Source organism: Nocardiopsis ganjiahuensis DSM 45031 (assembly GCF_000341085.1).
Classification (GTDB): Bacteria; Actinomycetota; Actinomycetes; order Streptosporangiales; family Streptosporangiaceae; genus Nocardiopsis; species Nocardiopsis ganjiahuensis.
This window is the reverse complement of record NZ_ANBA01000003.1, coordinates 168,006-193,518: the sequence shown is the minus strand read 5'-3', so window position 1 is coordinate 193,518 and position 25,513 is coordinate 168,006. Positions and strand designations below refer to the sequence as shown.

The 25,513-nt window shown below is 71.4% G+C and carries 20 protein-coding genes; 5 read left to right on the top strand and 15 right to left on the bottom strand.

Annotated features, from left to right (window positions below):
- Nucleotides 1-120 precede the first annotated feature (120 nt).
- Nucleotides 121-846: a hypothetical protein gene (locus D458_RS0104690; protein WP_017585568.1), complete on the bottom strand. Its 726-nt coding sequence runs from the start codon at nt 844-846 to the stop codon at nt 121-123.
- A 271-nt stretch (nt 847-1,117) separates the two neighbouring features.
- Between D458_RS0104690 and D458_RS0104685 the strand changes: the two genes are divergently transcribed.
- From D458_RS0104685 to D458_RS0104675, 3 genes are all read left to right on the top strand, one after another.
- Nucleotides 1,118-2,020: a universal stress protein gene (locus D458_RS0104685; protein ID WP_017585567.1), complete on the top strand. Its 903-nt coding sequence runs from the start codon at nt 1,118-1,120 to the stop codon at nt 2,018-2,020.
- Nucleotides 2,021-2,457: 437 nt separating this feature from the next.
- Entirely contained in the window at nt 2,458-4,266 is a 1,809-nt protein-coding gene (locus D458_RS0104680) for a phosphoenolpyruvate carboxykinase (GTP) (RefSeq protein WP_026118995.1), read from the top strand.
- Nucleotides 4,267-4,520: 254 nt separating this feature from the next.
- Nucleotides 4,521-5,294 (top strand): bestrophin-like domain, encoded by a 774-nt coding sequence (locus D458_RS0104675; RefSeq protein ID WP_017585565.1) that lies wholly within the window; start codon nt 4,521-4,523, stop codon nt 5,292-5,294.
- A gap of 59 nt (nt 5,295-5,353) precedes the next feature.
- On the opposite strand, the gene D458_RS34725 is transcribed toward D458_RS0104675, so the two are convergent.
- The 13 genes from D458_RS34725 to D458_RS0104610 form a co-directional block, all read right to left on the bottom strand.
- Nucleotides 5,354-6,043 (bottom strand): hypothetical protein, encoded by a 690-nt coding sequence (locus D458_RS34725; protein ID WP_051049581.1) that lies wholly within the window; start codon nt 6,041-6,043, stop codon nt 5,354-5,356.
- A 232-nt stretch (nt 6,044-6,275) separates the two neighbouring features.
- On the bottom strand, nt 6,276-6,818 hold the full coding sequence (locus tag D458_RS0104665; RefSeq protein ID WP_026118994.1) for a hypothetical protein: 543 nt from the start codon (nt 6,816-6,818) through the stop codon (nt 6,276-6,278).
- Between the two features lie 98 nt (nt 6,819-6,916).
- A complete protein-coding gene (locus D458_RS0104660) occupies nt 6,917-8,572 on the bottom strand; it encodes a sodium/solute symporter (protein WP_017585563.1) in 1,656 nt (551 codons plus the stop codon).
- Nucleotides 8,569-8,976, bottom strand: coding sequence for a hypothetical protein (locus D458_RS0104655; RefSeq protein WP_017585562.1), 408 nt, complete (start codon nt 8,974-8,976; stop codon nt 8,569-8,571). Before D458_RS0104655 ends, D458_RS0104660 begins: the two co-directional genes overlap by 4 nt.
- Entirely contained in the window at nt 8,973-9,761 is a 789-nt protein-coding gene (locus D458_RS0104650; protein WP_017585561.1) for a LytR/AlgR family response regulator transcription factor, read from the bottom strand. Before D458_RS0104650 ends, D458_RS0104655 begins: the two co-directional genes overlap by 4 nt.
- Nucleotides 9,758-10,774 (bottom strand): sensor histidine kinase, encoded by a 1,017-nt coding sequence (locus D458_RS0104645; RefSeq protein ID WP_017585560.1) that lies wholly within the window; start codon nt 10,772-10,774, stop codon nt 9,758-9,760. The genes D458_RS0104650 and D458_RS0104645 overlap by 4 nt, the downstream gene beginning before the upstream one ends.
- A 319-nt stretch (nt 10,775-11,093) precedes the next feature.
- The gene (locus tag D458_RS0104640; protein ID WP_017585559.1) at nt 11,094-12,788 is read right to left on the bottom strand and encodes a solute symporter family protein; all 1,695 of its coding nucleotides are present in this window, start codon (nt 12,786-12,788) and stop codon (nt 11,094-11,096) included.
- Entirely contained in the window at nt 12,785-13,189 is a 405-nt protein-coding gene (locus D458_RS0104635) for a DUF485 domain-containing protein (protein ID WP_017585558.1), read from the bottom strand. Before D458_RS0104635 ends, D458_RS0104640 begins: the two co-directional genes overlap by 4 nt.
- 345 nt (nt 13,190-13,534) lie before the next feature.
- Nucleotides 13,535-15,082, bottom strand: coding sequence for an Nramp family divalent metal transporter (locus D458_RS0104630; RefSeq protein WP_017585557.1), 1,548 nt, complete (start codon nt 15,080-15,082; stop codon nt 13,535-13,537).
- Nucleotides 15,083-15,390: 308 nt separating this feature from the next.
- The gene (locus tag D458_RS0104625) at nt 15,391-17,544 is read right to left on the bottom strand and encodes an acetate--CoA ligase family protein (RefSeq protein WP_017585556.1); all 2,154 of its coding nucleotides are present in this window, start codon (nt 17,542-17,544) and stop codon (nt 15,391-15,393) included.
- Between the two features lie 4 nt (nt 17,545-17,548).
- Entirely contained in the window at nt 17,549-18,778 is a 1,230-nt protein-coding gene (gene frc, locus D458_RS0104620; protein WP_017585555.1) for a formyl-CoA transferase, read from the bottom strand.
- Between the two features lie 15 nt (nt 18,779-18,793).
- The gene (locus tag D458_RS0104615; RefSeq protein ID WP_017585554.1) at nt 18,794-20,503 is read right to left on the bottom strand and encodes a thiamine pyrophosphate-binding protein; all 1,710 of its coding nucleotides are present in this window, start codon (nt 20,501-20,503) and stop codon (nt 18,794-18,796) included.
- A gap of 99 nt (nt 20,504-20,602) precedes the next feature.
- Entirely contained in the window at nt 20,603-22,186 is a 1,584-nt protein-coding gene (locus tag D458_RS0104610) for an MFS transporter (RefSeq protein ID WP_193374593.1), read from the bottom strand.
- A 139-nt stretch (nt 22,187-22,325) separates the two neighbouring features.
- Here D458_RS0104610 and sucC point away from each other — a divergent pair, with 139 nt between their 5' ends.
- The gene (gene sucC, locus D458_RS0104605) at nt 22,326-23,510 is read left to right on the top strand and encodes an ADP-forming succinate--CoA ligase subunit beta (RefSeq protein ID WP_017585552.1); all 1,185 of its coding nucleotides are present in this window, start codon (nt 22,326-22,328) and stop codon (nt 23,508-23,510) included.
- A gap of 23 nt (nt 23,511-23,533) precedes the next feature.
- Nucleotides 23,534-24,421 (top strand): succinate--CoA ligase subunit alpha, encoded by an 888-nt coding sequence (sucD, locus tag D458_RS0104600; protein WP_017585551.1) that lies wholly within the window; start codon nt 23,534-23,536, stop codon nt 24,419-24,421.
- 159 nt (nt 24,422-24,580) lie between these two features.
- On the opposite strand, the gene fdhD is transcribed toward sucD, so the two are convergent.
- The gene (gene fdhD, locus D458_RS0104595; RefSeq protein ID WP_017585550.1) at nt 24,581-25,462 is read right to left on the bottom strand and encodes a formate dehydrogenase accessory sulfurtransferase FdhD; all 882 of its coding nucleotides are present in this window, start codon (nt 25,460-25,462) and stop codon (nt 24,581-24,583) included.
- Nucleotides 25,463-25,513 lie beyond the last annotated feature (51 nt).

The window sequence follows — 25,513 nt, the reverse complement described above, 5'->3', positions numbered from 1 at the left end:
GGGACCGGGGCACCGAACCCCGGCGTGCCACAGCCCCGAACCCCTGAGCCCCGGACCCCGGAACCGCGTGTGCCACGGCCGCGGGCCCCGACCGGTGGGTCGGGGCCCGGAGGGCGTGGATCAGCTGGAGGTGTTCGGCGTGTGCCGGGGGGACAGACGGCGCTTCCAGTGGCCGGGCACGACCCCCACGGCCAGCAGCCACAGGGCCACGGTGATCAGGTGGGCGCGTTCGGCCAGACCGAGGGCGACCCCGGGCGAACCGTCACCGGAGGCGGCGTAGGTCAGCGCGGCCAGCACCAGGACGACCACCGCGGCCACCGCCTGGGCCACCGTGACCGCCGCCAGCAGCGGCCAGGCGCGACCCCCGGCCAGTCGGCTGTCCACGGTGAGCGCGGCCGCGGCCAGCAGCGCGGACAGGACGGCGACCACCGCCAGGACCGGCTGCGCGACCGTCGCGCCCTGGACCCCCTCCACCATCGACTCCACCGTGCACGCCGCGTCCGTGGACACCACGCACCGGCCGGGGAGCAGGGAGGCGGTGAGCGAGGCCGCCCCGAACACGGCCATCGACCACCAGGAGACGGTCAGCCAGCGCCGGGGGCGCCTGGCCCCCAGGCCCAGCCCCAGCCCGGCGGCGAGGACCACCAGGATCGCGGCGGTCCGGTGCGCGCTGTCCAGGACGCGGCCGAGAACGGACTCGGGATCGGCGAGGGCCCCGGTGGCGGCCGTGCCGCCCGGCAGGATGACTTCCAGGGTCCACATGCTGTAGACCAGAGCGGCGACCACCGCGGCCACCCGGCCGTCCCGGTGGTCCCAGTGCAGTGTCGCGCTGTTCGAGTAAGGCATCGCGCCCCCAGTCTCCGCCGATGACTCTTCTATGTCTCTCGGACGCACCGACACGTCCGCCCGTTCCGTCTTCACCAGGACACCGAGTGTTCCGAGACTACCGATCGTTCCGGGGCTCCGGCTGTTCTGGGACCCTACGTCAGCCAACTCGCGGCGGCACTGTTATCCACGGGTGTGTGTTCACGCGGCATCATCGTGGAACACCACGGGACACCGGCCGGTAGGTCCGGGAACCGCGCGGGTATCGACGACCTACGGAAGGGCGCACGTGATGAACGGCGCAGCCACGACGCGTTGGGTGATCGTGGGGGTGGACGGCACCGACTCCAGCAGGCACGCCCTGGAGTGGTCCGCCCACCAGGCCTCGCTGCGCGGCCTCGGGGTCAGCATCGTCGCCGCGGCGAGTCCGCTGGCCACGGAGAGCTTCGGGATCTGGGGCGGCGCGGAGGAACGCTCCGACGACGGGCCGGGGGCGGGCGCCCAACGGCTGCTCGACCACGCCCGGGACTGGACGGCCCGGCTGTTCCCCGAACTCTCCGTGCGGACCCGCCTGTCCTTCAGCCGCCCGGCGGAGGCGCTGCTCACCGAGGCGGCCGACCCCGGCGCGGTGGCCGTGGTGGTGGGTTCACGCGGGCTGAGCGGGATCGCCGCCGCCTTCGTCGGGTCCGTGGGCATCGAGCTGGCCGCCCGCGCCCCGGTGCCGGTGATCGTGCTGCCCAAGGACCACGCGTCCGCGCACGGGGTCCGCAGCAGGGTGATCGTGGGGGTGGACGGATCCGAGCCCAGCCGCCGCGCCCTGGAGTTCGCCTTCTCGCAGGCGGAGTTCGCCGACACCGACCTGGTCGCGGTGAGCGCCTGGCAGCCCCTGGTGGCCTTCGCGGCGGCGACCGGCCCGATCCCGCCGGAGCTGTTCGACGACGCCACCGCGGCCGAGGCCGCCCGCCACGCCCTGGACGAGGAGCTCACCGACCTGCGCCTGCTGCGCCCCGACGTCCGGGTGCACACGCGGGTGGTACGCGCGCATCCTGTGGTCGCGCTCCTGGAGGAGGCCACCCCCGCCGATCTCATCGTGGTGGGCTCCCGCGGCCGCGGCGGCTTCCGCGGCCTGCTGCTGGGCTCGGTGAGCCACTCGGTCCTGCACGGCGCCCGCGGCCCGGTCGCGATACTCCGCTGACTCCCGCCGCCGACCGCCCCGACCGGGTCGCCGTGATGCCCGCCGAGCTGGTGGAGCGGCTGTTCGAGCGCCGAGACAGTGGTCGGGGCCGCTGGGCGAAGCCGCAGGGCGTCGCCCCGGAGTCCGACAGAGGTCTAATCCGCCGCCCCCGGCACCCCGTGACTGTTGTGTGACGAACAGCACCGTGTGTCGGGGCTGGTGGGGCACTTGCCCGCGGTGCAGGGGAAAGCGGCTCCGGGCAGGAGCGGAACGCCACCCCGCCGGGCGCGTTCCTGCACGTCTGTGGACCACCTGAATCCCTTGCTGTGCAGCGGAATCGGGCTTCTCGACCCCACGCGTATAGACCATTGGCCTAGACCAATTGGTCAGGCCTGGGCCTCGTCGTTCATGATTCGAGGGATCTCGTAATTCGATGAGGAGCCGTTGTGACTGCTGACGTGGGTACTGACGTGGGCGCCGCCCCGACCAAGAACGAGGAGCTCATCTCGTGGGTTCGCGAGGTCGCGGAACTCACCCAGCCGGACGAGGTCGTCTGGTGTGACGGTTCCGAGGAGGAGTGGAACCGCCTGACCGACCAGCTGGTCGAGCAGGGCACCTTCACCCGCCTCAACCCCGAGAAACGGCCGAACAGCTTCTACTGCACGTCGGACCCGACGGACGTCGCCCGGGTCGAGGACCGCACCTTCATCTGCTCCGAGCGCGAAGAGGACGCCGGTCCCACCAACAACTGGATCGCCCCCCACGAGATGCGCGCCACCTTCGGCGAGGTCTTCAAGGGCTCGATGCGCGGCCGCACCATGTACGTCGTGCCCTTCTGCATGGGCCCGCTCGGCGGCGACATCTCCCAGCTCGGTGTCGAGATCACCGACTCCGCCTACGTCGTCGTCTCCATGCGCATCATGGCCCGCATGGGCGCCGCCGCCCTGCGCCTGATCGAGGAGCGCGGCGAGTTCGTCAAGGCCGTCCACTCCGTCGGCGCCCCCCTGGAGCCCGGCCAGCAGGACGTCGCCTGGCCGTGCAACTCCACCAAGTACATCTCGCACTTCCCCGAGACCCGCGAGATCTGGTCCTACGGCTCCGGCTACGGCGGCAACGCCCTGCTCGGCAAGAAGTGCTACGCGCTGCGCATCGCCTCGGTGATGGCCCGCGACGAGGGCTGGCTCGCCGAGCACATGCTGATCCTCAAGGTGACCTCGCCCGCGGGCAAGTCCCACTACGTCGCCGCCGCCTTCCCGAGCGCCTGCGGCAAGACCAACCTGGCGATGCTCCAGCCGACCATCCCCGGCTGGAAGGTCGAGACCGTCGGCGACGACATCGCCTGGATGCGCTTCGACGCCGAGGGTCGGCTGCGCGCCATCAACCCCGAGGCCGGCTTCTTCGGTGTCGCTCCCGGCACCGGCGCCGAGACCAACGCCAACGCGGTCGAGACGCTGTGGGGCAACAGCATCTTCACCAACGTCGCGCTCACCGAGGACGGCGACGTGTGGTGGGAGGGCCTCACCGAGGAGGCTCCCGCCAACCTCACCGACTGGAAGGGCCGCCCCTGGGCCCCCGGGTCCGGCGAGCCCGCCGCCCACCCGAACTCCCGCTTCACCACCCCGGCCGGTCAGGCCCCGACCATCGCCGACGAGTGGGAGGACCCGGCGGGCGTGCCGATCTCCGCCATCCTCTTCGGTGGCCGCCGCGCCTCCGCGGTGCCGCTGGTGTCGGAGTCCTTCAGCTGGCAGCACGGCGTCTACCTGGGCGCCAACGTCTCCTCCGAGAAGACCGCCGCCCAGGAGGGCTCCGTCGGCGAGCTGCGCCGCGACCCGTTCGCGATGCTGCCCTTCTGCGGCTACAACATGGGCGACTACTTCGCCCACTGGGTCAAGCTCGGCAAGCAGGCCGACGAGGCCAAGCTGCCGAAGATCTTCTACGTCAACTGGTTCAAGAAGAACGCCGACGGCAAGATCGTGTGGCCGGGCTTCGGTGAGAACAGCCGCGTCATCAAGTGGATCGTCGACCGCCTCGAGGGCGACGCCGCCGCGGTCGAGACCCCGATCGGCTACCTGCCGACCGCCGACGGCATCGACACCGAGGGCCTGGACATCTCCGCCGAGGACATGGAGTTCGTCCTCGACGTGGACACCGACGTCTGGAAGCAGGAGGCCGCGCTGGTCCCCGAGTTCTTCAAGACCTTCGGTGACGACCTGCCCGGCGAGCTCTGGGACGAGTACCACGCGCTGCTGAACCGTCTGGAGAAGTAGCGACTCCTCCGACCGGCCCCGCCTTTCCGCGCGAGGGGCCGGTCGACGCGGGGGTGCGGGCACCGAGGTGCCCGCACCCCCTCTGTTGTGTCTGCCAACGCCGGGAGTTGTGTCCGGGCAGGTCAGGACATGGGCGAAAAAGCCTGTTCGGGTGCGGGAACGTCCCGGTGAAGCTTTCGCCTTTCCCCGGGGACGGCGCCGTGTCCCGTGCTAAGGATGGTCCGTCCTCATGCCGAGACCACCTGGGAAAACACATGTTCACGCTGTTCGTCATCCTCGCCGTCCTGACCGCCATGGTCGGCGGGGCGGTGTTGGCCGCCCGGCGCTTCCGGATCAGTGACGACCACTCCGGCGGAGCGGTGGGCGTCGTCCTGGCGCCCTGCGTGCTGTCGTTGTACCTCGTGGCGGCGGCGATGGCCGTGGTCATCGGCTGGGAGGACTTCAAGTCGGCCGAGGACGACGCCATCGCCGAGGCCGGTGCGGCCCAGTCCCTGTACTGGAGCAGCACCGCTTTCCCGGAGGCGGAGGGCGAGGCCGTGCGGAGTCACCTGCGCACCTACGCGGCGACGGTGATCGAGGACGACTGGCCGCTGATGGAGGGCAAGGGGGAGCTGAGCCCCGACGGCGACGACGACCTCGCCGCTCTGGCGGCGTCGGTGCGGGTCCTGTCGGTGTCCGACACCGGGGACGGGCTGGACCGCATGACCGCCCGCCAGGAGATGACCAACCTCAGCGACGCGCGCAACCAGCGCGCCGACGCGGCCGGGGACCGGATCCCACCGGCCCTGCTGGTCCTTTCGGTGCTGTCGGCGGTGGCCGTCTCGGTGCTGCCGTTCGCCATGATCAAGCGGGGGGCCGGCACGGCCTACTTCTGGGCGGCGGTGAACATGGTGTTCGTGTTCGGCACGATCGTCATGCTGCTCCTCATGGGGAACCCGTACAACGGTGTCCTGGCCAACGACGCGGGCGAGATGGAGAACGCCCTGGAGAACTTCGACCGGTCGGACGTCGCGCTGGAGCTGCCGTAGTCCGACTCCCGGGCGGCTCGGGCCCGTCCCGCCGGTGTGTCCGGCGGGACGGGCCCGGTTCACTCGGCGGTGAGGGCGGCCACGGCACGGCCCGCGCCGGTGGCCGCGCCGACGGCGATGATCGCGACGACAGCCATCGTGCGCATCGGGGTGAACGCTCCGGAGGGCTGGGCCGGAGCGGGTGCGCCGGCGTCCGCCAGGAGTACCTCCTGTGCGGGTGCCGGGGGCTCCGCGGCCGGCACGGGGGGCGGTGCCGAGGGCTCGGGCGGCGCCTGGGAAGCGGCCGGGACCGGTGCGGGCGGCGCTGGGGAGGCCCCCGGTTCCGGGGGTGCCGGGGAGGCCTCCGGTTCGGGCCCGGCCGGAGCGCGGTCGGGTACCGCCGGCTGCGCGGGTTCGACCGGTTCGGGCTCGGCGGGGGCCGCCGGAGGCACTTCCCGCCTGGGCGGCTCCGGTTCCTCCGGGGCGGGTACTTCCGGCGCCGGCCCCGGCGGTGGCTGAGGGCACTCCGGCGCCTGTCCCGTGTGGACGACCACCCGCACACCGTTGGCGCACACCAGGACGTACGACTCGGGCCGGACGTCGACGTGCGCGCCCGGGGTGTCCACCCGGGCCCCGGACGGGTTCACGTCCACCCGGGTGGCGCCGTCGTCGACGCGCACTCCCGACGCCCCGACCTCTACGGTGGGGTCGGTTCGCTGGGCGAGCGCCGGTGCGGATCCGCAGGCGAGCAGGAGCGCGCCCGCCGCCACCAGTGAGAGGAGAGCCGAGGCCGCGGGCGATCGCTCGGCGGTGGGGGACCCTGCGCGGTGTGGCGGTTCCGGAGCGGGGGTGGACGAAGGGCGCCCTGGCGACTCTTCGTGTCGTGGTCTGTTCACAGGGTGATCGTAAGGGGAGCGCGCGGTCCCCACACACGGAATCGGGGCGCTGGTCAGCACCCGGGGGAGGGTTCGGGGTCCCGACCCCCTGGCCGGTGCCGGTGGTCTAGCGGCAGCTGATGTACCTGTTCACGAAGGTCTTGTTCTGCTCCTTCACCTGCATGCGCCCCTGGACGTTGCCGATGGGGGAGAGCCCGGCCGAGTAGCTGCGGCTCTGGCCCGCCTGGATGCTGGTGGTGGGGCCCTTGCGGGTGAGGCTGCCCACCTGGGCGATGGAGAAGTTGATGGTCAGCCGCGTACCGCTGACCTTGCGGTAGGTGACTGTCGCGCTGTTGCAGCCCGTGGTCGTCGTGGTCATGGTTCCGTGGGTGACGGGCAGGGAGTCGGAGCCCAGGGCGCCGAACCCGTCGGGGTCCTCCTCCGCGGGCGCGTACTCCGGGTTCTCCTCCAGGAAGGCCTCGAAGCTCTCCACGTCCTCGCCGACCTCGTAGACGGCCTCGTCGGTGACGATGATCTCCTGGCTCACGGTGCGGACCCGGCCCATCTCGGCGAAGGCGGTACCGGGGACGAGGAACACGACCGTCGCGGCCAGGGCGGTCATGGCCGTGAGGCGGGACGTGTTCTTCGCGTGGCGAACGATGGGGGGCACGGTGTCCTCCGGTGTCGGGTTCGGTCAGGGGCGCTGCGAACCTACCAACCGGCGGCTGAGCCACCAAGGCCTTTGGTCCCGCACGGCCGTCCCCGCCGTCAGGGGGAGTGCAGGCGCAGGACCGCGTGCTCCGCCCACTCCGGGGGCCGGGTGAACCGGGAGACGACCGTCATCGTCAGGAAGGCCAGCGGGATGGTCCAGGCGGCGGGCTGGGCCAGCAGCACGGTCAGCCAGCCCTCCGGGGTGTCGAAGAGGATGGACCAGCCGACCGCCCCGGTCGCGGTCACCCCGCCGACGATCAGCCCGGAGGCCGCACCCGGCAGGGTGAGGCGCCGCCACCAGATGCCCAGCACCAGCAGGGGGCAGAAGGTCGACGCCGCCACCGTGAACGCCCACACCACCAGCACGTTGATGTCGATCATCTTCGCGGGCAGCGCCAGCAGCACCGCCACGCAGGCGCCCACCGCCACGGCCAGCCGCAGCCGGGGCACACTGCCCTGGAACAGGTCGTGGGACAGGCCGCCGGCGAGCGCGAGCAGGAGCCCGGAGGAGGTCGACAGGAACGCGCCGAAGGCCCCCGCGGCGACCAGCGCGGTGAGGATCGTGCCCGCCGAACCCGGAACGGCCTGCGCGGGCAGGACCACCGCGACCGTGTCCGTGCCCTGGAGCATCACCAGCTGCGGCGTGAGCACCCGGCCCAGCAGCCCGTAGACCGTGGGGAACAGGTAGAACAGCCCCAGCAGGGCGATGACGCCCACCGCCACCCGGCGGGCGATCCGCGCGGTCGGGCTCGTGTGGAACCGCATGATGACGTGCGGCAGGCCCATGCAGCCGAGGGTGATGGCGAGCAGCGTCGACCAGGTCTCGAACAGCGGATAGCCGCCCACGTCCAGCAGCGGTGTGCTCCACCGTTCGCTGCCCAGCTCCGGCAGGCCCGCCGGGTGCGGGATGGTGGCGCCCTCCGGGAACACGTACTCCGTGCCCTGCCCGACCGAGTGCTCGCCGGCGGCCAGCTCCAGCTCCTCGCCCTCCGCGGTGACCACGGTGACCGCCTCGTCCAGGCTGAAGTGCGTGGCGACGGTGAACTCCACCGGTGTGGTCTCGGGGAAGTGGGTGCCCCACTCCGGGTGCAGCGCCTCGGCGCGGGTCTCCGCGCCCGCGTGCACCACGAGGTAGATGGCGGGCACGGCGAGGAAGGCCAGTTTGACGACGTAGTGGAAAGCCTGCACGTAGGTGGCCGAACGCATCCCGCCCGCGGCGATGGAACCGCTCACCACCAGCCCCGCCAGCAGCACGCCCACCCAGTAGGGGGTCCCGCTGACCAGGCTCAGGACCACTCCGGCGCCCTTGAACTGCGGCACCAGGTACAGCAGCATGATCACCAGCACCACGCAGCCGCAGAGCTTGCGCAGCCGGGGCGCGCCCAGCCGGTACTCGGCGAAGTCGGGCACGGTGAACGCCCCCGACCGCCGCATGGGCCCCGCCACCAGCGCGACCACGGCGACGTATCCCGCGGTGAAGCCCACCGCGTACCACATGGTGCCCAGACCGTTCTTGAGCAGCAGCCCGGCCAGGCCCAGCACCGAGGCGGCCGACAGGTACTCACCGGCGATCGCCAGCGCGTTCCAGTTGGGTGAGACCCGCCGCGAGGCCACCAGGAAGTCCGAGGTGGAGCGGGCGGCGCGCACCCCGTACACCCCGATGAACAGGCTGGTGGCCAGGACGAGGCCGATCGCCAGCACCGCGGTGGTCACAGCGGCCCTTCGGGGTCGTCGGTCCCGGGTTCCCCGGCCCGGTCGGCCGCTCGCGCCTCGGCCTCGTTCTCCAGGCGTTCGGCCGCGCGCACGTGCCACAGGGCCAGCCCGAACAGCATCGGGTAGATCCCGACCGTCAGCAGCAGCCACGAGACCGGCACCTGCGCCAGGCGGACCTGTCCCAGCACCGGGAGGAGGGCGAAGGCGCCGCTCAGCCCGAACAGCACCACCGCCAGCAGCAGGACCGTGCGGACGGCGGTGCGCCGCTGGGCGTGGAAGAGCCGCCGCGCCGCCTCGGTGTCCACGGGCTCGGGCACCGGGAGCAGGTGGTGCGCGGGGCGGTTGCCCCGGGCCAGCGCGATGCGGGTCTGCGGGCTGGTGAGCTTCTCCCGGCGCGGGCTCACGGCTGCTCCTTGGCCGTCCCCGGAGGCCGGGCCGAGCGGCCCAGCTGGTCGCGCTTGGCCGCCTCCAGGAGCTGTTCGCGCAGGTGGCGGCCGTGCCGACGGCTCACCGGAACGTCACCGGCGGGCGTGCCGGCGACCAGCCCGGACGAGGAGGTCACCCGCAGGTCCCGCACCCAGGGGATGGCGATGAGGAAGCCCCGGTGCACCCGCACGAACCCGGCCGACGCCCACACCTCCTCCAGGTACGACAGCGACAGCCGGATCAGGTGCGTGCCGTCGGCGGTGTGCAGCCGCACGTAGTCGCCCTGCGCCTCCACGAACTGCACGTCGTCGCGCTTGACGAACACGGTGCGCCGACCGGTGTCGATCTGCACGACGTGCAGGTCCTCGGCCGGGGGCGCAGAACCGCTGGCCCGGCGCAGCTGCGCGATCCGCCCCACCGCCTCGGCCAGCCGCTCGGGGCGGATCGGCTTGAGCAGGTAGTCGACGGCCCCGATCCCGAAGGCCTCCACGGCGTGCGCCTCGGAGGCGGTCACGAACACGATCGACGGCGGGTCCGACATCACGCTCAGGACCCGGGCCACGTCCATGCCGTCCAGCCCGGGCATGAGGATGTCGAGGAAGGCGGCATCGATGCTGGTGGTGCCCAGCAGGCGCACGGCCGTGGCGCCGTTGTCCGCGACCAGGACCTCCGCCACCTCGGGCATGTCGCCGAGCAGGGAGGCCATCTCCTGGCGGGTGGACGCCTCGTCCTCCACCACCAGCACACGGAGCTCGGGCTTCACCGGACCACCACCCCGGGGGCGAACCTCGGTACGCGCACGGTCACCTTCGTCCCTTCTCCCAGCGCTGTCTCGATCACCAGACCGTACTCCGGTCCGTAGACCGCTCGCAGCCGCTGGTCGACGTTGGCCAGGCCGACACTGCGCGACTCCGGCCCGGTGCCCGCCAGGAGGGCGCGCGCCAGTTCAGGGTGCATACCCACCCCGTCGTCCTCGATCTCGATCACGCACAGCGGGCCCTCGCCGAACCCGGACACGCTGATGTGCCCCGTGCCCTCCTTGCGTTCCAGCCCGTGCCGGATGGCGTTCTCCACTATCGGCTGCACGACCAGGAACGGGATGGCGACGGGCAGCACCTCGGGCGCCATCCGCACGGTGATGTCCAGGCGGTCGTGGAAACGGGCCCGCTGGAGTTCGAGATAGGTCTGGGTGGCCTCCAGCTCGTCGGAGACCGTCGCGTAGTCGCCCTTCTCCGAGAACCCGTACCGCAGGTAGTCGGCGAAGTCCGACAGCAGGTGGCGGGCCCGGTCGGGGTCGGTGCGCACCAGTGCGGCGATCACGGCGAGCGCGTTGTGCACGAAGTGCGGGGAGATCTGCGCGCGCAGGGTGCGCAGGTCGGCGGCGGCGATCCGGGCGCGGGCCCGGCGCAGCGCCGCGTGGTCCAGGCAGTCGGAGACCAGGGCCGCCGCCGCCTCGACGTCCGCCTCCACGGGGTCGCCCGAAGCGACCAGGGCACCGGAGAGCTCGTCGGCGACGTTCAGCGGGACGGCGCACACCGAGGACCCGTCGGGCAGGCGGGACCGGGCTCCGCCCCCGTACTCGAAGACCTGGGAGAGCAGCCCTTCGACCTCGTCGGAGTCCGGGCACCTTCCGTGGGAGGCGACCGTTCCGTCGAGGTCGGCGAGGAGCACCCCGTCCACGGCCAGGACCTGGCGCAGGCGGCGGGCGGCGGAGTGCACCCCGCGCCCGTGCAGCCCGTCCTGGAGGTCGACACCCAGCGCGTGGACCTGGCGCATCAACTCGACACTCGCCCGGCGTTCCGTAGACGTGGGGCGCCGGGAGGGGGAAAGCCACGACAGCCACCGATAGGACACGGACCGATCTTATCCCCGCAAAATGTGTCGACGCTCACGTGGCAGGTGCCGCCTTTCCTCTTCGTGTCCCGTTCGACCCCTGTTCGGCGCCGGGCAAGGGGCGGGCCCGCCACCCCGGGGAGGTGGCGGGCCCTGTGGGCGGGACGCGGATCGGTCGCGGCGCCGGGCCTGTGTGTGCGCCCGGTGGGAGTGGCCGTCTGCGACGGGTGACCCGTGTCCCTTCCTGGTGGAGCCGGTGAGGCTAGTGGCTGCCCGCCTTCTCGGCGCCCGCACCGGTGAGGGCGCGGACCTGGAGCATCGCGAACTTGTCGAAGTCGCGCTCCTTGGACATGTACGTTCCGACCACCGCGCACAGGAGGCTGATCGGGACCGACACCAGGGCCGGGTTGGGCAGCGGGAACCAGGCGAAGTCGGCGTTCGGCATGAGTGCCGTCTCGGACCCGGAGACCACCGGCGAGAAGAACACCAGACCGACGGCGCTGATCAGACCGCCGTAGATACCCGCGAGGGCGCCGGCCGTGTTGAAGCGCTTCCAGAACAGGCTGAGCAGCAGGGTGGGCAGGTTCGCGGAGGCCGCCATGGCGAACGCCAGCGAGACCAGGAAGGCCACGTTGAGGCTCTGGGCGAAGATCGCGAGAATGATCGCCACCACGCCGACGCCGATGGCGGAGAACCGGGCGACCCGGACCTCCTCGGAGCCGGTGGCCTTGCCCTTGCGGATCACCGAGTTGTAGAAGTCGTGCGCCAGCGAGGACGACGAGGCGATGACCAGGCCGGCCACGGTCGACAGGATCGCGGCGAAGGCGGCGGAGGCGATGAGGGCCAGCAGGACCGCACCGGCCATGTCGCCGCCGATGGTCGTGCCGACCACCTGGGCCAGCTGGGGCGCCGCCGTGTTGCCCGCGGCGTCCTGGGTGGTGATGGCCTCGTGGCCGACGAGCGCCGCGGCGCCGAAGCCCAGCACCAGGGTCATCAGGTAGAAGGTGCCGATGAGGCCGATGCCCCAGTTGACGGACTTGCGCGCGCTCCCGGAGTCCGGAACCGTGTAGAAGCGGATCAGGATGTGCGGCAGTCCGGCGGTGCCCAGGACCAGGGCCAGCCCGAGGCTGATCAGGTCCAGCTTGTTCCACAGGGTCTGGAGCGGGTCGCCCGCGACCTCGACGCCGTAGCGCAGGCCCGGCTCCAGGAAGCCGCCCGCGTTGCCGTCGGCCGCCGCCTGGCTGGCGTTGGCGGCGTCGCTCATCAGAGCGCCCAGGTTGAAGCCGTACAGCGACAGGGTGAGCAGGGTGAGCAGGGCGGCGCCGGCCATCAGGATGACGGCCTTGATGATCTGCACCCAGGTGGTGCCCTTCATGCCGCCGAACGCCACGTAGATGGTCATCAGCAGACCGACGACGACGATGCCGGCGATCTTCGCGGTCGGGGCGTCCATGCCGAGGAAGGTCTGGCCCTCCTGGATGCCGAGCAGCAGGGCGATGAGCGCGCCCGCGCCGACCATCTGGGCGAGGAGGTAGAAGATCGACACGACCACGGTGGAGACCGCGGCGGCCGTCCGCACCGGGCGCTGCTGCATCCGGTAGGAGAGCACGTCGCCCATGGTGTAGCGGCCGGAGTTGCGCAGCAGCTCGGCGACGAGCAGCAGGGCGACCAGCCAGGCCACCAGGAAGCCGATGGAGTAGAGGAAGCCGTCGTAGCCGAACAGGGCGATCATGCCCGCGATGCCCAGGAAGGACGCGGCGGACATGTAGTCGCTGCCGATGGCCAGACCGTTCTGGAGCGGTGAGAAACCGCGTCCGCCGGAGTGGAAGTCGGTGGCCGAACGGGTGTTGCGGCTGGCCCAGACGGTGATGCCGAGCGTGGCCGCGATCATGAGCGCGAAGAGGACGATGGTGACCATCCGGCTGCTCTCGCTGACAGCCTCCTGTGCGAGGATCATCGGCTGTCCCCCTTCTTCTGGGCGTTCGCGCCGTTCTGGAGCTCGTCGCGCAGCTCGGCAGCGGACTGGTCGAAGTTCCGGTTGGCGTACCTGGTGTAGAGGACCGCGATCCCGAAGGTGGACACGAACTGGAGGATGCCGAACACCAGGGCCACGTTGACGTTGCCGAAGAGGTCGGTGCCCATGATGTCGCGCCCGAAGGCGGACATGAGCACGTAGAGCAGGTACCAGGCCATGAAGGCGATGCTCATCGGGAAGATGAAGCGGTACAGGCGCCGCTTGAGGTCGATGAACCTGGGGTCGCTGTGCATGGCGACGTAGGCTTCGTCCCTGATGGGCTCGTCACCGCCGCCGTTCCCGTCCGATGGTGTCGGATCCTTCGTCGGCCTGTCGGTTGCCATGGTTTCGGTACCTCCGGGGGATGGAGCGGGGACGGTGCTGCGGGCGGGTGCAGGTTTCTGCGATATGTCCGGTTCGTGTGACCTGCGTTACTCGGCACTGTAAGGAGGGGCACTCCACTTGAGCAGGGGGCGTGCCGGAGCGCGCGCCGAACGCGGGTGAGGAGCGTCGAGCGGTCGCCCACCGTGCGACGAACGGTCCCCTGGAACGACGAGCGGTCCACGGGCGGTCGAAGGGCGGGTGCGGCCCGTTGGGGTCCCCGCGGCCCCGGCCGTGTCCTCCGCCGAACACACCGCATGACCCCGGCGACGCGCGTCGCCGGGGTCATGCGGTGCTCGGGGCGGGGCTCAGCCGAAGGCCGGCCTGAGGAATTCCAGGTAGATGATGTAGGCGCTGATGACGACCAGGCCGAGGACTCCGATCCACGCCCACGCGAACATGAGCTTGGAAGGCAGGTAGGGCTTGTCCTCAGCGGTGAAGTTGTCCTTGATCGCCTTGATGTTCAGCCAGTACAGGATCGGCGAGAACAGCAGGGCGAGGAAGGACGCGATCTGCACGACCAGGATCGGTTCGGGCAGCCCGAAGATGACCGCGCTTCCCGCGATCAGCCACATCACGTGGAACCCGCGGTAGATGAGCTTGCGGATGCGCTCGGTGTCCCACGCGCGGCGGAGCCGGACGCAGACCTCCTCGAAGATCCGACCCTGGCCGTCGAAGTACGTGAAGACGGTGGACCACAGCGCCGCGACACCGCCGCCGATGATGACGGGGAAGATCCACGTGCCGAAGGTGTCGGTGTAGATACTGGCGATCGTCGCCCCCATCTCGCTGGATGCGGGGACGAGGCCGATCGGGTTGAGCACCACGGCGCCGACGATCAGGAACGCCATCCCGGTGATCATCGAGATCACGTAGGAGATGTTCATGTCGCGCTTGAACAGCTTGATGTGGTTGCGCAGGTAGTTCGGGGCGAGGTCGACCGTGTACCCCTGTGCGCGCAGCTGGCGGACGCGGACCATGCCGCTCTTCTTGTCCACGGCCCAGTTGGACTGCATGGGCGCGACCTCGACGGTCGTGGGGAAGTAGCCCCACATGGCCCCGAAGAGCAGGAGCGCGCCGATCGGGGGAAGGGTGGGCACCAGCCGGGTGAGGTACTCCCCGGGCGGTGGGCTCTGCAGGAGGAAGGCCAGCATCACGCACACGGCGAACACGATGATGGCGAGCTTCACAGCCAGTTCCAGCGCCTGGTACTTGCCCGCCCACAGGACGGCGACGCTGGAGACCAGGACCAGGACGGCCCAGGCCTGCAGGGGCAGGAAGGGGAAGGCGGCCCACAGCATGGCCGCACAGCCCAGGGCGCGCCCCGCGATACCGAAGGTGTTCGCGAGCGACTGGAAACCGAGGTACCACAGCGGCCAGTTGCCGCGCCCGCGGCCGGTGCGCTCGTAGGCCTCCATGATGCTCTCGCCGCGTACCAGCGTGTACCGGTGGGCGAACTCGAACGCGCAGTACTTGAGCAGATAGGCGAAGGGGATGACCCACAGCAGCGCGTAACCGTACTGCGCGCCCGCCGTGGGGCCGTGCATGATGTGGCTGGCACCGATGCCGGTCATGGCCGCGGCGATCCCGGGGCCCATGGCCCGCCAGGTGTCGCGCACGCCCGTTCCCGGCGCTTCGAGACGGATGGTCTTGGTACCGCCTCCGGCGGCTGTCGCGGCGGGGGTGGTTTCGGAGCTGCTCGGCGACTCCTGGGCGGGGCCGGTGTCACCGGTGGCGGCGGGTCCGGACTCGGAGGGGTGGGCCGGTCGCGGGGACGGGACGGGGGGTGGCTGTGTCCCGGAGGGCGCCGGGGGGTCGGACGGGTTGTTTCCGGGGTCGGGGCGCGAGGAATCCATGGTGGAACTCCATGTGTGTGACGAGCGGATGCGAGTCGGTTGTTCGCATGTCGCCCCCGGGTGGTGCCGTACCTCCTTGTTCCTGGGCGGTCGTGGCTGGGGTCACCGTGGCTGGACGTGGCTGTCGTGGCGGTGGCCGGGGCCCGGCTGCCTTGCGGCGGCGGCTCCAGGGCTGCCGGGCGGTGGTACTGCGCTCTCGTGCTGTCGTGCTGTCGTGCGGTCGGTGCTGTCCGGGGATCGGCGGGGTCAGTGCGATCCGTGTGCTGCGGTGGCCCGGCCGGGGCCCGTGGCACCGGCCGGGCACCCGGTCAGAGTAGTCCGGCGGCCCGGGCCCAGCGATACTTCGCGCCCAGGACCTTCACCGGCATCTCGGTCGTGTAGGGGTAGGCGACGATGCCGTGCTCGAAGAGCTTCTGGCTCGCCGCCTCGACCTCGGTGTCACCCGAGAGGGAGGCCACGACCGGCTTGTCGATACCCGCGGCCCGCGCCTTGCTCACCACGTCGATCACGACGTCCGCGAAGACCAGCGGCGGGGTGACGATGGTGTGCCAGTAGCCGAGGACCAGGGCGTGCACCCGGGGGTCCTCCAACCCCAGCCTGATGGTCTTCTCGTAGGTGGAGGGCGGCTCGCCTCCGGTGATGTCCACCGGGTTCCCGGCCGCTCCGAACGGCGGGATGAAGGCGCGGAAGGCCTTGTCGAGGTCGGGCGGGATCTCGAACAGCGACATCCCGTTGTCCACCACGGCGTCCGAGAGCAGCACGCCCGAGCCGCCCGCACCGGTGATGATGACGATGTTCTCGCCGCTCGGCGCGGGCATGACCGGCAGGGCCCGGCCGTACTCCAGCAGTTCGGTCAGGCCGGGTGCCCGGACCACGCCCGCCTGGCGCAGGATGTCGTCGTAGACCTTGTCGTCACCGGCCAGCGCACCGGTGTGCGACCCGGCGGCGCGGGCCCCGGCGGAGGTCCGCCCGGCCTTGAGCACCACCACGGGCTTCTTCGGGACGACCTCGCGGGCGGCGGCCACGAACGCGCGGCCGTCCTTGAGGTCCTCCAGGTGCATGGCGACGGCGTTGGTGTTCTCGTCCTGGCCGAAGAAGGTGAGCAGGTCGTCCTCGTCGATGTCGGCCTTGTTGCCCACGCCCACGATCGCCGACACACCCGTGCGGGTGCTGCGGCTGTAGCCCAGGATGGCCATCCCGATCCCGCCGGACTGCGAGGTCAGGGCGGTACCGCCGGCCACGTCGTAGGGCGTGCAGAAGGTCGCCGACAGCTTCTGGGGTGTGTAGTAGTACCCGTAGATGTTGGGGCCCAGGATGCGGACCCCGTGCCGTCGGGCGACGGCGAGCACCTCGTCCTGGAGCTCCTGCTCGCCGGTCTCGGCGAAGCCGGAGGGGATGAGGATCGCGCCGGCCACGCCCTTGCGCCCGGCCTCCTCCAGCGCCCCCGCCACGAACTTGGCCGGGATGGCGAAGACCGCCACGTCCACGTCGCCGGGCACGTCGGTGATGGACTTGTAGGAGGTGAGGCCGTTGACCTCGGCCGACTTGGGGTTGATCGGGTGGATCCCGCCCTGGTAACCGCCGTCCACGATGTTGCGGATGACGGAGTTGCCGATCTTGCCCTCCTCGTTGGAGGCGCCGATCACGGCGATGGAGCGCGGCTTGAAGATGCGCTCCATGGACGCCAGGATCTCGTCCCGGGAGAACTTGCGCGGTCCCTCGGCCGGCTCGAAGTCCAGCACGAACCGCAGGTCGGCGGCGATCGCCCCGGACGCGGTGGCGAACACCGGGTTGAGGTCGGCCTCGGCGATCTCGGGGAAGTCCGAGACCAGTTCGGACAGGCGGACCAGCAGGTCGGCCAGGGCGCCCTTGTCGACGCCCTCGGCGCCGCGCACCCCGTTCAGGACCTCCGCGGCCCGGATGTCGTCGACCTGGGCGAGAGCCTCCTCACGGGTGACCGGGGCCAAGCGGAAGGAGACGTCCTTGAGCACCTCCACCAGGATGCCGCCCAGGCCGAACACCACGACCTTGCCGAACGTGGGGTCGGTGGTGGCGCCGACCAGCACCTCCAGCCCGCCCGGGACCATCTGCTGGATCTGCACGCCGTCGATCCGGGCGTCGGAGTCGTACGCCCGGGCGTTGGCGACGATGCGCTCGTAGGCCGCGGAGACCTCCTCGGCGCTGTTCAGGCCGATCTCGACGCCGCCCGCGTCGGTCTTGTGCAGGATGTCGGGGGAGACGATCTTGGCGGCCACGGGAAGGCCGACCTCGGCGGCGAGGGAGGCGGCCTCCCCGGCGCTGGAAGCCAGCGCCTCACCGGGGACGGGGATGCCGTAGGCCTCGGCGAGGACACGGCTCTCGGGTGCGGTGAGCGCGTCCCGGCCCTCGGCCCTGGCGCGGTCGAGGACCTCGCGGACCGGGGTGCGGTCGCGGTCGGAACGGTCGGGGGTGTAGACGGCCATGCGCTCAGATCACTCCGTTCGATGAGAGTTCGGCCAGTTCCTCGGGGGTCAGGCCCAGCTCGTCGCGGTAGATGTCGGGGTTGTGCTCGCCGAGCAGGGGGGACCGGACGACGTCCACCGCCGAGTCCGAGAGGCGGATGGGCGAGGCCACCGTGTGGTAGGTGCCGCGCTCGGGGTGGTCGACCTCGGCGACGACCCCGTTCGCCCGGAGGGTGGGGTCCTCGATGATCTCCCGGGTGGACATGATCGGACCGCAGGGGATGTTGTGCTCGTTCAGCGCGGCCAGGACGTCCCACTTGGGGAGCTCCCGGGACCACTCCTCGATCAGGGCGAACGCCTTGTCGAGCTTGTCCAGCCGGGCCTCGGGCGTGGCCCACTCCGGGTCCTCGACCAGTTCGGGGCGGCCGATGAGCCGGGCGATGGGCGCCCAGCCCGCGGGCTGGATGATCACGTACACGTAGTCGTTGGGGCCGCCGGGCGCGGTGCGCACGGCCCAGCCGGGCTGTCCGCCGCCGGAGGCATTGCCGGATCGGGGGACCTCGTCGGAGAAGTCCTCGTTGGGGTACTCCGAGAGCGGGCCGTGCGCCAGCCGCTGCTGGTCGCGCAGCTTGACCCGGCACAGGTTGAGCACCGCGTCCTGCATGGCCACCTGGACGCGCTGGCCCCGGCCGGTGCTGGTGCGCTGGAAGAGCGCCGCGAGGATACCGGCCACTGTATGCATTCCGGTGCCCGAGTCGCCGATCTGTGCGCCCGTGGCCAGCGGGGGGCCGTCCTCGAAGCCGGTGGTGCTCATGGAGCCGCCCATGGCCTGGGCGATCACCTCGTAGGCCTTGAAGTCGGCGTACACACCCGGGCCGAAGCCCTTGATCGAGGCGTAGACCAGCCTCGGGTTGACCTCGGAGAGCACCTCCCAGGTGAACCCCATCCGGTCCAGGGCGCCGGGTGCGAAGTTCTCCACCAGCACGTCGCTGCGGCGCACCAGGTCGAGGAAGATCCGCTTGCCCTCGTCGCTCTTGGTGTTGAGGGTGATGCTCCGCTTGTTGGAGTTGAGCATCGTGAAGTAGAGGCTGTCCACCCCGGGCTTGTCCCGGAGCTGGCGCCGGGTGATGTCCCCCGAGGGCGCCTCGAGTTTGACGACGTCGGCGCCCATCCACGCGAGGATCTGGGTCGCGGACGGTCCGGACTGGACGTGGGTCATGTCCAGGACGCGGACCCCGTCGAGTGCCTTGCCCATGACTCTCCTTCCGGGCTACTTGTACATCGTCTGGTTCATGGTCCCCGGCGCGTACACCTCGGGATCGATCCAGACGTTGATCAGGGAGGGCTTGCCGGACTCGCGGGCGCGGAGCAGGGCCGGGCCGATCTCGGCCGGGTCGTGGACCTCCTCGCCGTAACCGCCGAGCATCTTCGCGAACTCCGAGTAGCGCACGTCGCCCAGCGTGTTGCCCAGCTCCCCGCGGTCCGCGCCGTACTTGGCGATCTGGCCGTAGCGGATCTGGTTCATCGACGAGTTGTTGCCGATGATCCCCACGAAGGGCATGTCGAAGCGGACCAGGGTCTCGAAGTCCCAGCCGGTGAGGCTGAACGCCCCGTCACCGAAGAGCGCGACCACCTCCTTGTCCGGCCTGGCGTACTTGGCCGCCATCACGAACGGGATGCCGACGCCGAGCGTGCCGAGCGGGCCCGGGTCCATCCAGTGGCCCGGCGACTTCGGCTGGACCACCTGGCCGGAGAAGGTGACGATGTCGCCGCCGTCGCCGACGTAGATGGAGTCCTCGGTGAGGAACTGGTTGATCTCGTTGACCAGCCGGTAGGGGTGGATCGGGGAGGAGTCGGAGGTGAGCAGGGGCGCGCGCTTGTCCAGCGCGGTCTGCTCCTGGGTGCGCAGCTCCTCCAGCCACCCCTTGCGGCCCTGGGCCCCGGTGTCGCCGTAGCCGGACGCGGCCTGGAGCACCGAGGACAGGATGACGTCGGCGTCGCCGACGATGCCGAGGTCGATGTCGCGGTTCTTGCCGACGGTGGCGTAGTTGAGGTCGATCTGCACGACGGTGGCGTCGGGGGACAGGCGCTTGCCGTAGCCCATCCGGAAGTCGAACGGTGTGCCGACGATGATGATGAGGTCGGAGTTGGTGAAGGCGTAGCGCCGTGAGAGCTGGAAGTGGTGCGGGTCGCCGGGCGGCAGGGTGCCGCGGCCCGCGCCGTTCATGTAGGCCGGGATGTTGAGCGAGCGGACCAGTTCCACGGCGGAGTCGGTGGCCCGGGTGGTCCACACCTGGTTGCCGAGCAGGATGCTGGGCCGCTCCGAGCGGACGATGAGCTCCGCCAGGCGCTCGACGGCGGCGGGGTCGCCCCCCTGGCGGGTGGAGGCCCGGTACTGGCCGGCCTTGGGGACACGCGCCTTCTCCACCGGTACGGAGGCGTCCAGGACGTCGCGCGGGATCTCCAGGAAGGACGGGCCGGGGGCGCCGTTGTTGGCCTCCCTGAAGGCCATCGAGACCAGGTCGGCGACGCGTTCGGTGTGCGGGACGGTGGCCGCGAACTTGGAGATCGGGTTGATCATGTCGACGTGCGGGAGGTCCTGGAGGGAGCCCATCTTGTGCTGGCTGAGGGCGCCCTGGCCGCCGATGAGCAGCATGGGGCTCTCGGCGCGGTAGGCGTTGGCGATGCCGGTGACCGCGTCGGTGGTTCCGGGGCCCGCGGTCACCACCGCGCAGCCGGGTTTGCCGGTGATCCGGGCGTAGCCGTCGGCGGCGTGCGCGGCGACCTGCTCGTGGCGGACGTCGATCACGTCGATGCCCTCGTCCGCGCAACCGTCGTAGATGTCGATGATGTGGCCGCCGCAGAGCGTGAAGATGACGTCGACACCCTCGGCCTTGAGCGCCTTGGCGACCAGGTGGCCGCCGGAGATCGTGGTGTTGTCGCTGTTCGTGGTTTCGGTGGATGCGTTGCCGTCGGCCATCGGTGCGACGACCCCTTTCGTGCGGAGGGTGCGGGTTTCTGCTTCGCCGGTTGAAGGGACGGGGTCAGTGTGAAGATCGGATACTGTATACCGTGTGCATCACATTGGAGCACTCCGAGGCCCCGCTGTCCAGACCCTGTTGGGCAGAGTCCGGATCGGCAGCGGCCGACGCAGCCGGACGGCCAGGACGGCGGCCGCTGCCGGGAGCAGCGCGGACGCGGCCAGCCAGAGGGGGTACGAGCCCGCCGGAGCCAGGGCCAGGAGCACGATCGCGCCGCCCGCCCCGAGCAGGCCGCCGACCGCCTTGGACCCGTGGACCAGCCCGGCCAGGTCGGCGGAGCGCTCCGGGTCGCCGCGCTCCGGACGGCCGCGCCGGCCTGCGCCTCCGCGCCGCCCCGCGCCTCCGTGTCGACCTGCACCGCCGTGCTGCCCGGTGCCACTGTGCCAGCCGGTACCACTGTGCCGGCCAGTACCACTGTGCTGGCCGGTACCGAAGTGCCCCTCGGTGATCGCCCTGGTCAGCGGGTAACAGGAACCGGTGCCCGCGCCCACCACCAGTGCCAGCGGGACCAGCAGGGTGAGCGGTCCGGACGGGAGCGCGGCGGCCAGGGCCAGCTGTCCGAGCGCGGTCGCGGCCAGCAGCACGGTGAGGGTCCGGCGGCGGCCGGTGCGCTCGGCGGCGCCGCTCGCGGCCAGCCGGCCCAGCCCGCTGGCCAGGGCGAAGGCCGTGATGACCGCCGCGACCTCGGCGGGGCTCCGGCCCAGGCCCAGAAGGACCAGCGGCAGCGCCACGAGGGTGAACAGCCCGACCGTTCCGGACAGGGCCACGATCGTGTGCAGGGCGGGCAGCGAGCGCCCGCTCGCCCAGGCCTGGCCCGCGCTGAAGTCGCGCGCCGCCGGGGGGTCGGCGCTCCGGCGCAGCGCGGCCGCGCGCGGGTCGCGGCCCGGCGGCCACCAGCGTTCCGGGGCGCCGCGCTGTCCGGCTCCGCCCGCCAGGCCCAGGACGAGCACGACCAGGGACAGGAGGGTGGCGGCCGCGGCGAGGGAGTCGGGGGACAGGCCCAGCGCGAGGGCGGGCAGCAGCGGCACCGCGCCCAGGGCGAAGGCGCCGCCCACCGCGCCCAGGCGCACGGTGTGCCGGTCGGGGAACCAGCCGCCCACCAGGTCCACGCAGGAGTGGTAGACCAGCCCGGCGCCCACGCCGCCGAGCAGGCCGTAGCCGACCACGGCGGTCGGCGGGTCCGAGAAGTGGCCGACCGTGTACAGGGCCGCGGCACACAGGGCGGCCCCCGCGCAGATCGCCGTGCCCGGGCCGAGCAGGCCGCGTGCCCTGAGCAGGCGGGGCACGGGGGCGAAGGAGCCCTGGACCAGGGCCCAGACCAGGAACGGTGCCAGTGCCTGGGCGGCGGACCAGTCGTGCGCCGCCATCAGGGAGGGGACCGCCGCGCCGTAGCCGAACTGGAGCACGCCGACCGCGGCGGCGGCGATCAGGGCCCGTAGGAGCAGGGCGGAGCGGGGCAGGCCGGTCAGCTTCCGCGCGGAGGGGCCGACGGTGTACCGCCTGCCCCGCCAGTCGCGGACGTCCGTGGTCGCTGTGCTGGGCGGGGCCACGGGTGTCGCGGGTGCTTCCGGTGGCGGTGGGGTCCGGCGGCCCGCTGGTGGCGGCAGGTGGCGGGGGAACATGGTGACACCTCCTTGTATGCAGTATGCAAAGCGGGGGGCGTCTTGTGAAGAGGGATCTCTCGGGCAATGCCTATTGAATACTGCATACAATGTGGAGTATCACTGTGGGAGGGGGCGAGAAGCGGACGGAGGAGGAGCGTTGGATCTCTACGAGTACGAGGCCAAACAGATCTTCGGCGAGTACGGTGTCGCCCTGGTCGAGGGCGAGATCGCCGACACCCCCGAACGGGTGGAGTCGGTGGCGGGCCGCCTCGGCCGCAAGGTCGTGGTGAAGGCCCAGGTCAAGGTAGGCGGCCGCGGTAAGGCCGGCGGCGTCAAGGTGGCCGAGGGGCCCGAGGACGCCCGGGCCCGGGCGGAGGAGATCCTCGGCATGGACATCAAGGGCCACACGGTCCACCGCGTCCTGGTCGAGGAGGCGAGCGACATCGCCGAGGAGTACTACTTCTCCTTCCTGCTCGACCGCGCCAACCGGGAGTTCCTCTCCATCTGCTCCGCCCGGGGCGGGATGGAGATCGAGGAGGTGGCCGAGACCGACCCCGACGCCGTCGTGCGCACCCCGGTCGGGCCCGAGGGGGTGGACCGCGACGACGCCCTCGGCATCTGCGTGGCCGCGGGGCTGCCGGAGGAGGTCCGGGAACGGGCCGCCACGGTCATCACGGCACTGTGGGACGTGGCGGTCGGCGAGGACGCCACCCTGGTGGAGGTCAACCCGCTGGTCCGCACCGCCGACGACCGGATCGTCGCCCTCGACGGCAAGGTCACCCTGGACGACAACGCGGCCTTCCGCCACCCCGAGCGGACCCCGTTCGCCAACGGCACCGGGACCGACGAACGCGAACTGCGCGCCCGGGAGCGGGGCCTCAACTACGTCAGGCTCGACGGCGAGGTCGGCATCATCGGCAACGGCGCCGGCCTGGTCATGTCGACCCTGGACGTGGTCGCCTACGCCGGTGAGGACCACGGCGGCGTCAGGCCCGCCAACTTCCTCGACATCGGCGGCGGCGCCTCCGCCGAGGTGATGGCCAACGGCCTCGACATCATCCTGGGCGACCCCGCCGTCAGGAGCGTGTTCGTCAACGTCTTCGGCGGCATCACCGCCTGCGACGCGGTCGCCAACGGCATCGTCCAGGCCCTCGAACTCCTGGAGAGCCGGGGCGAGGACGTCAGCAAGCCGCTGGTCGTGCGCCTGGACGGCAACAACGCCGAGCAGGGCCGCCAGATCCTCACCGCCCGCGCCCACCCGGCCGTGCGCCAGGTGGACACCATGGACGGCGCCGCCGCTCTGGCCGCCTCGTTGGCCGCCGAACCCGCCGGACAGCGCTGACCCACCCCCCAGAGGAGAACTCCATGGCCATCTTTCTGAACAAGGACAGCAAGGTACTGGTCCAGGGCATGACCGGCTCCGAGGGCACCAGGCACACCCGCCGCATGCTCGCCTCGGGCACCGACGTCGTCGGCGGGGTGAACCCGCGCAAGGCCGGGCAGAGCGTCGACTTCGACGGCACCGAGGTGCCCGTCTTCGGCTCCGTGGCCGAGGGGATGGGGGCGACCGGAGCCGACGTCACCGTCATCTTCGTCCCGCCGAAGTTCACCCGGGACGCCGTCATCGAGGCGATCGACGCCGAGATCGGCCTGGCCGTCGTGATCACCGAAGGCGTCCCCGTCCACGACACCGCCGCCTTCTGGAGCCTGGCCGGCGCACGCGGCAACAAGACCCGGATCATCGGGCCGAACTGCCCCGGCCTGATCAGCCCCGGCCAGTCCAACGCCGGCATCATTCCGGCCGACATCACCAAGCCGGGCCGCATCGGCCTGGTCTCGAAGTCGGGCACGCTCACCTACCAGCTCATGTACGAGCTGCGCGACATCGGCTTCTCCACGGCGGTGGGGATCGGCGGCGACCCGGTCATCGGCACCACGCACATCGACGCCCTGGCGGCCTTCGAGGCCGACCCGGACACCGACGTGATCGTGATGATCGGTGAGATCGGCGGCGACGCCGAGGAACGGGCGGCCGCGTTCGTCAAGGAGAACGTCACCAAGCCCGTGGTGGGCTACGTCGCCGGCTTCACCGCCCCGGAGGGCAAGACCATGGGCCACGCCGGCGCCATCGTCTCCGGCTCCTCCGGTACGGCCGCCGCCAAGCAGGAGGCCCTGGAAGCGGCCGGGGTCCGGGTCGGGAAGACACCGAGTGAGACCGCCCGGCTCACCCGGGAGGTGCTCGACGGCGGCTGAGCCGGTCGTGCCGGTCCGGCCGGGAACCCGTGTCCCCGGCCGGACCGGCACGGGAACACGGCCGAGGGCGGCGGCACGGTGTTTCGGTGCCGCCGCCCCGTGGTCCGGTATCGGACCTGGTTGGTGCGGGGGGCTGGAACGCGCCAACCAGGTCCGCGCCTACCGGTGCGGAGGGCGCAGATCCCCTGGGGCCGCCGAAGGCGCGGTGAGCGCCTTCTCCAGGAGAATGCGATGCCTTCCGGCGTAGACGTTCATGGAGCTGCCGCGCAGGAAGCCGACGAGCGTGATGCCCGCCTCCGTGGCCAGGTCGACGGCGAGCGACGAGGGCGCCGAGACGGCGGCCATCATGGGGATGCCCGCCATCCACGCCTTCTGGACCAGTTCGAAGGAGGCGCGCCCCGACACCATCAGCACGGTCTCGCGCAGCGGCAGGCGGTCGGAGAGCAGCGCCCAGCCGACCAGTTTGTCCACGGCGTTGTGCCGCCCCACGTCCTCACGCAGGGCCAGCAGTTCGCCGTCGGGGGTGAACAGCCCGGCGGCGTGCAGGCCGCCCGTGCGGTCGAACACCCGCTGGGCCTCGCGGAGCCGGTCCGGCAGGACGGTCAGGGTGTCCGGACCGACCCGCAGGCCGTCCTCGGACACCGGCCACCGGGCCTTGGTCCGGACGGCGTCCAGACTCGCCTTGCCGCACAGGCCGCACGAGGACGAGGTGTAGAAGTTGCGCTCCAGCGAGGTGTCCGGCAGCGGCACACCCGGCGCCAGGGACACGTCGAGCACGTTGTAGGTGTTGGAGCCGTCCTCGGTGGCCCCGGCGCAGTAGCGGATGGCGGAGACCTCCCGCCCCTCGGACACCACGCCCTCGCTGACGAGGAAGCCGGCGGCGAGGTCGAAGTCGCTCCCCGGGGTGCGCATGGTGATGCTCAGCGGGGCGCCGTCCAACCGGATCTCCAGCGGCTCCTCCACCACGAGGGTGTCCACGCGTTCGCTCTCGACACCCTCCCTGATCCGGAGGACCTTCTCCCGAACGGTGACCCGTCCCATCCCGCACCACCACCTTTCCGGTGTCCTACTGCTTCTCATGGTCTACTCCCC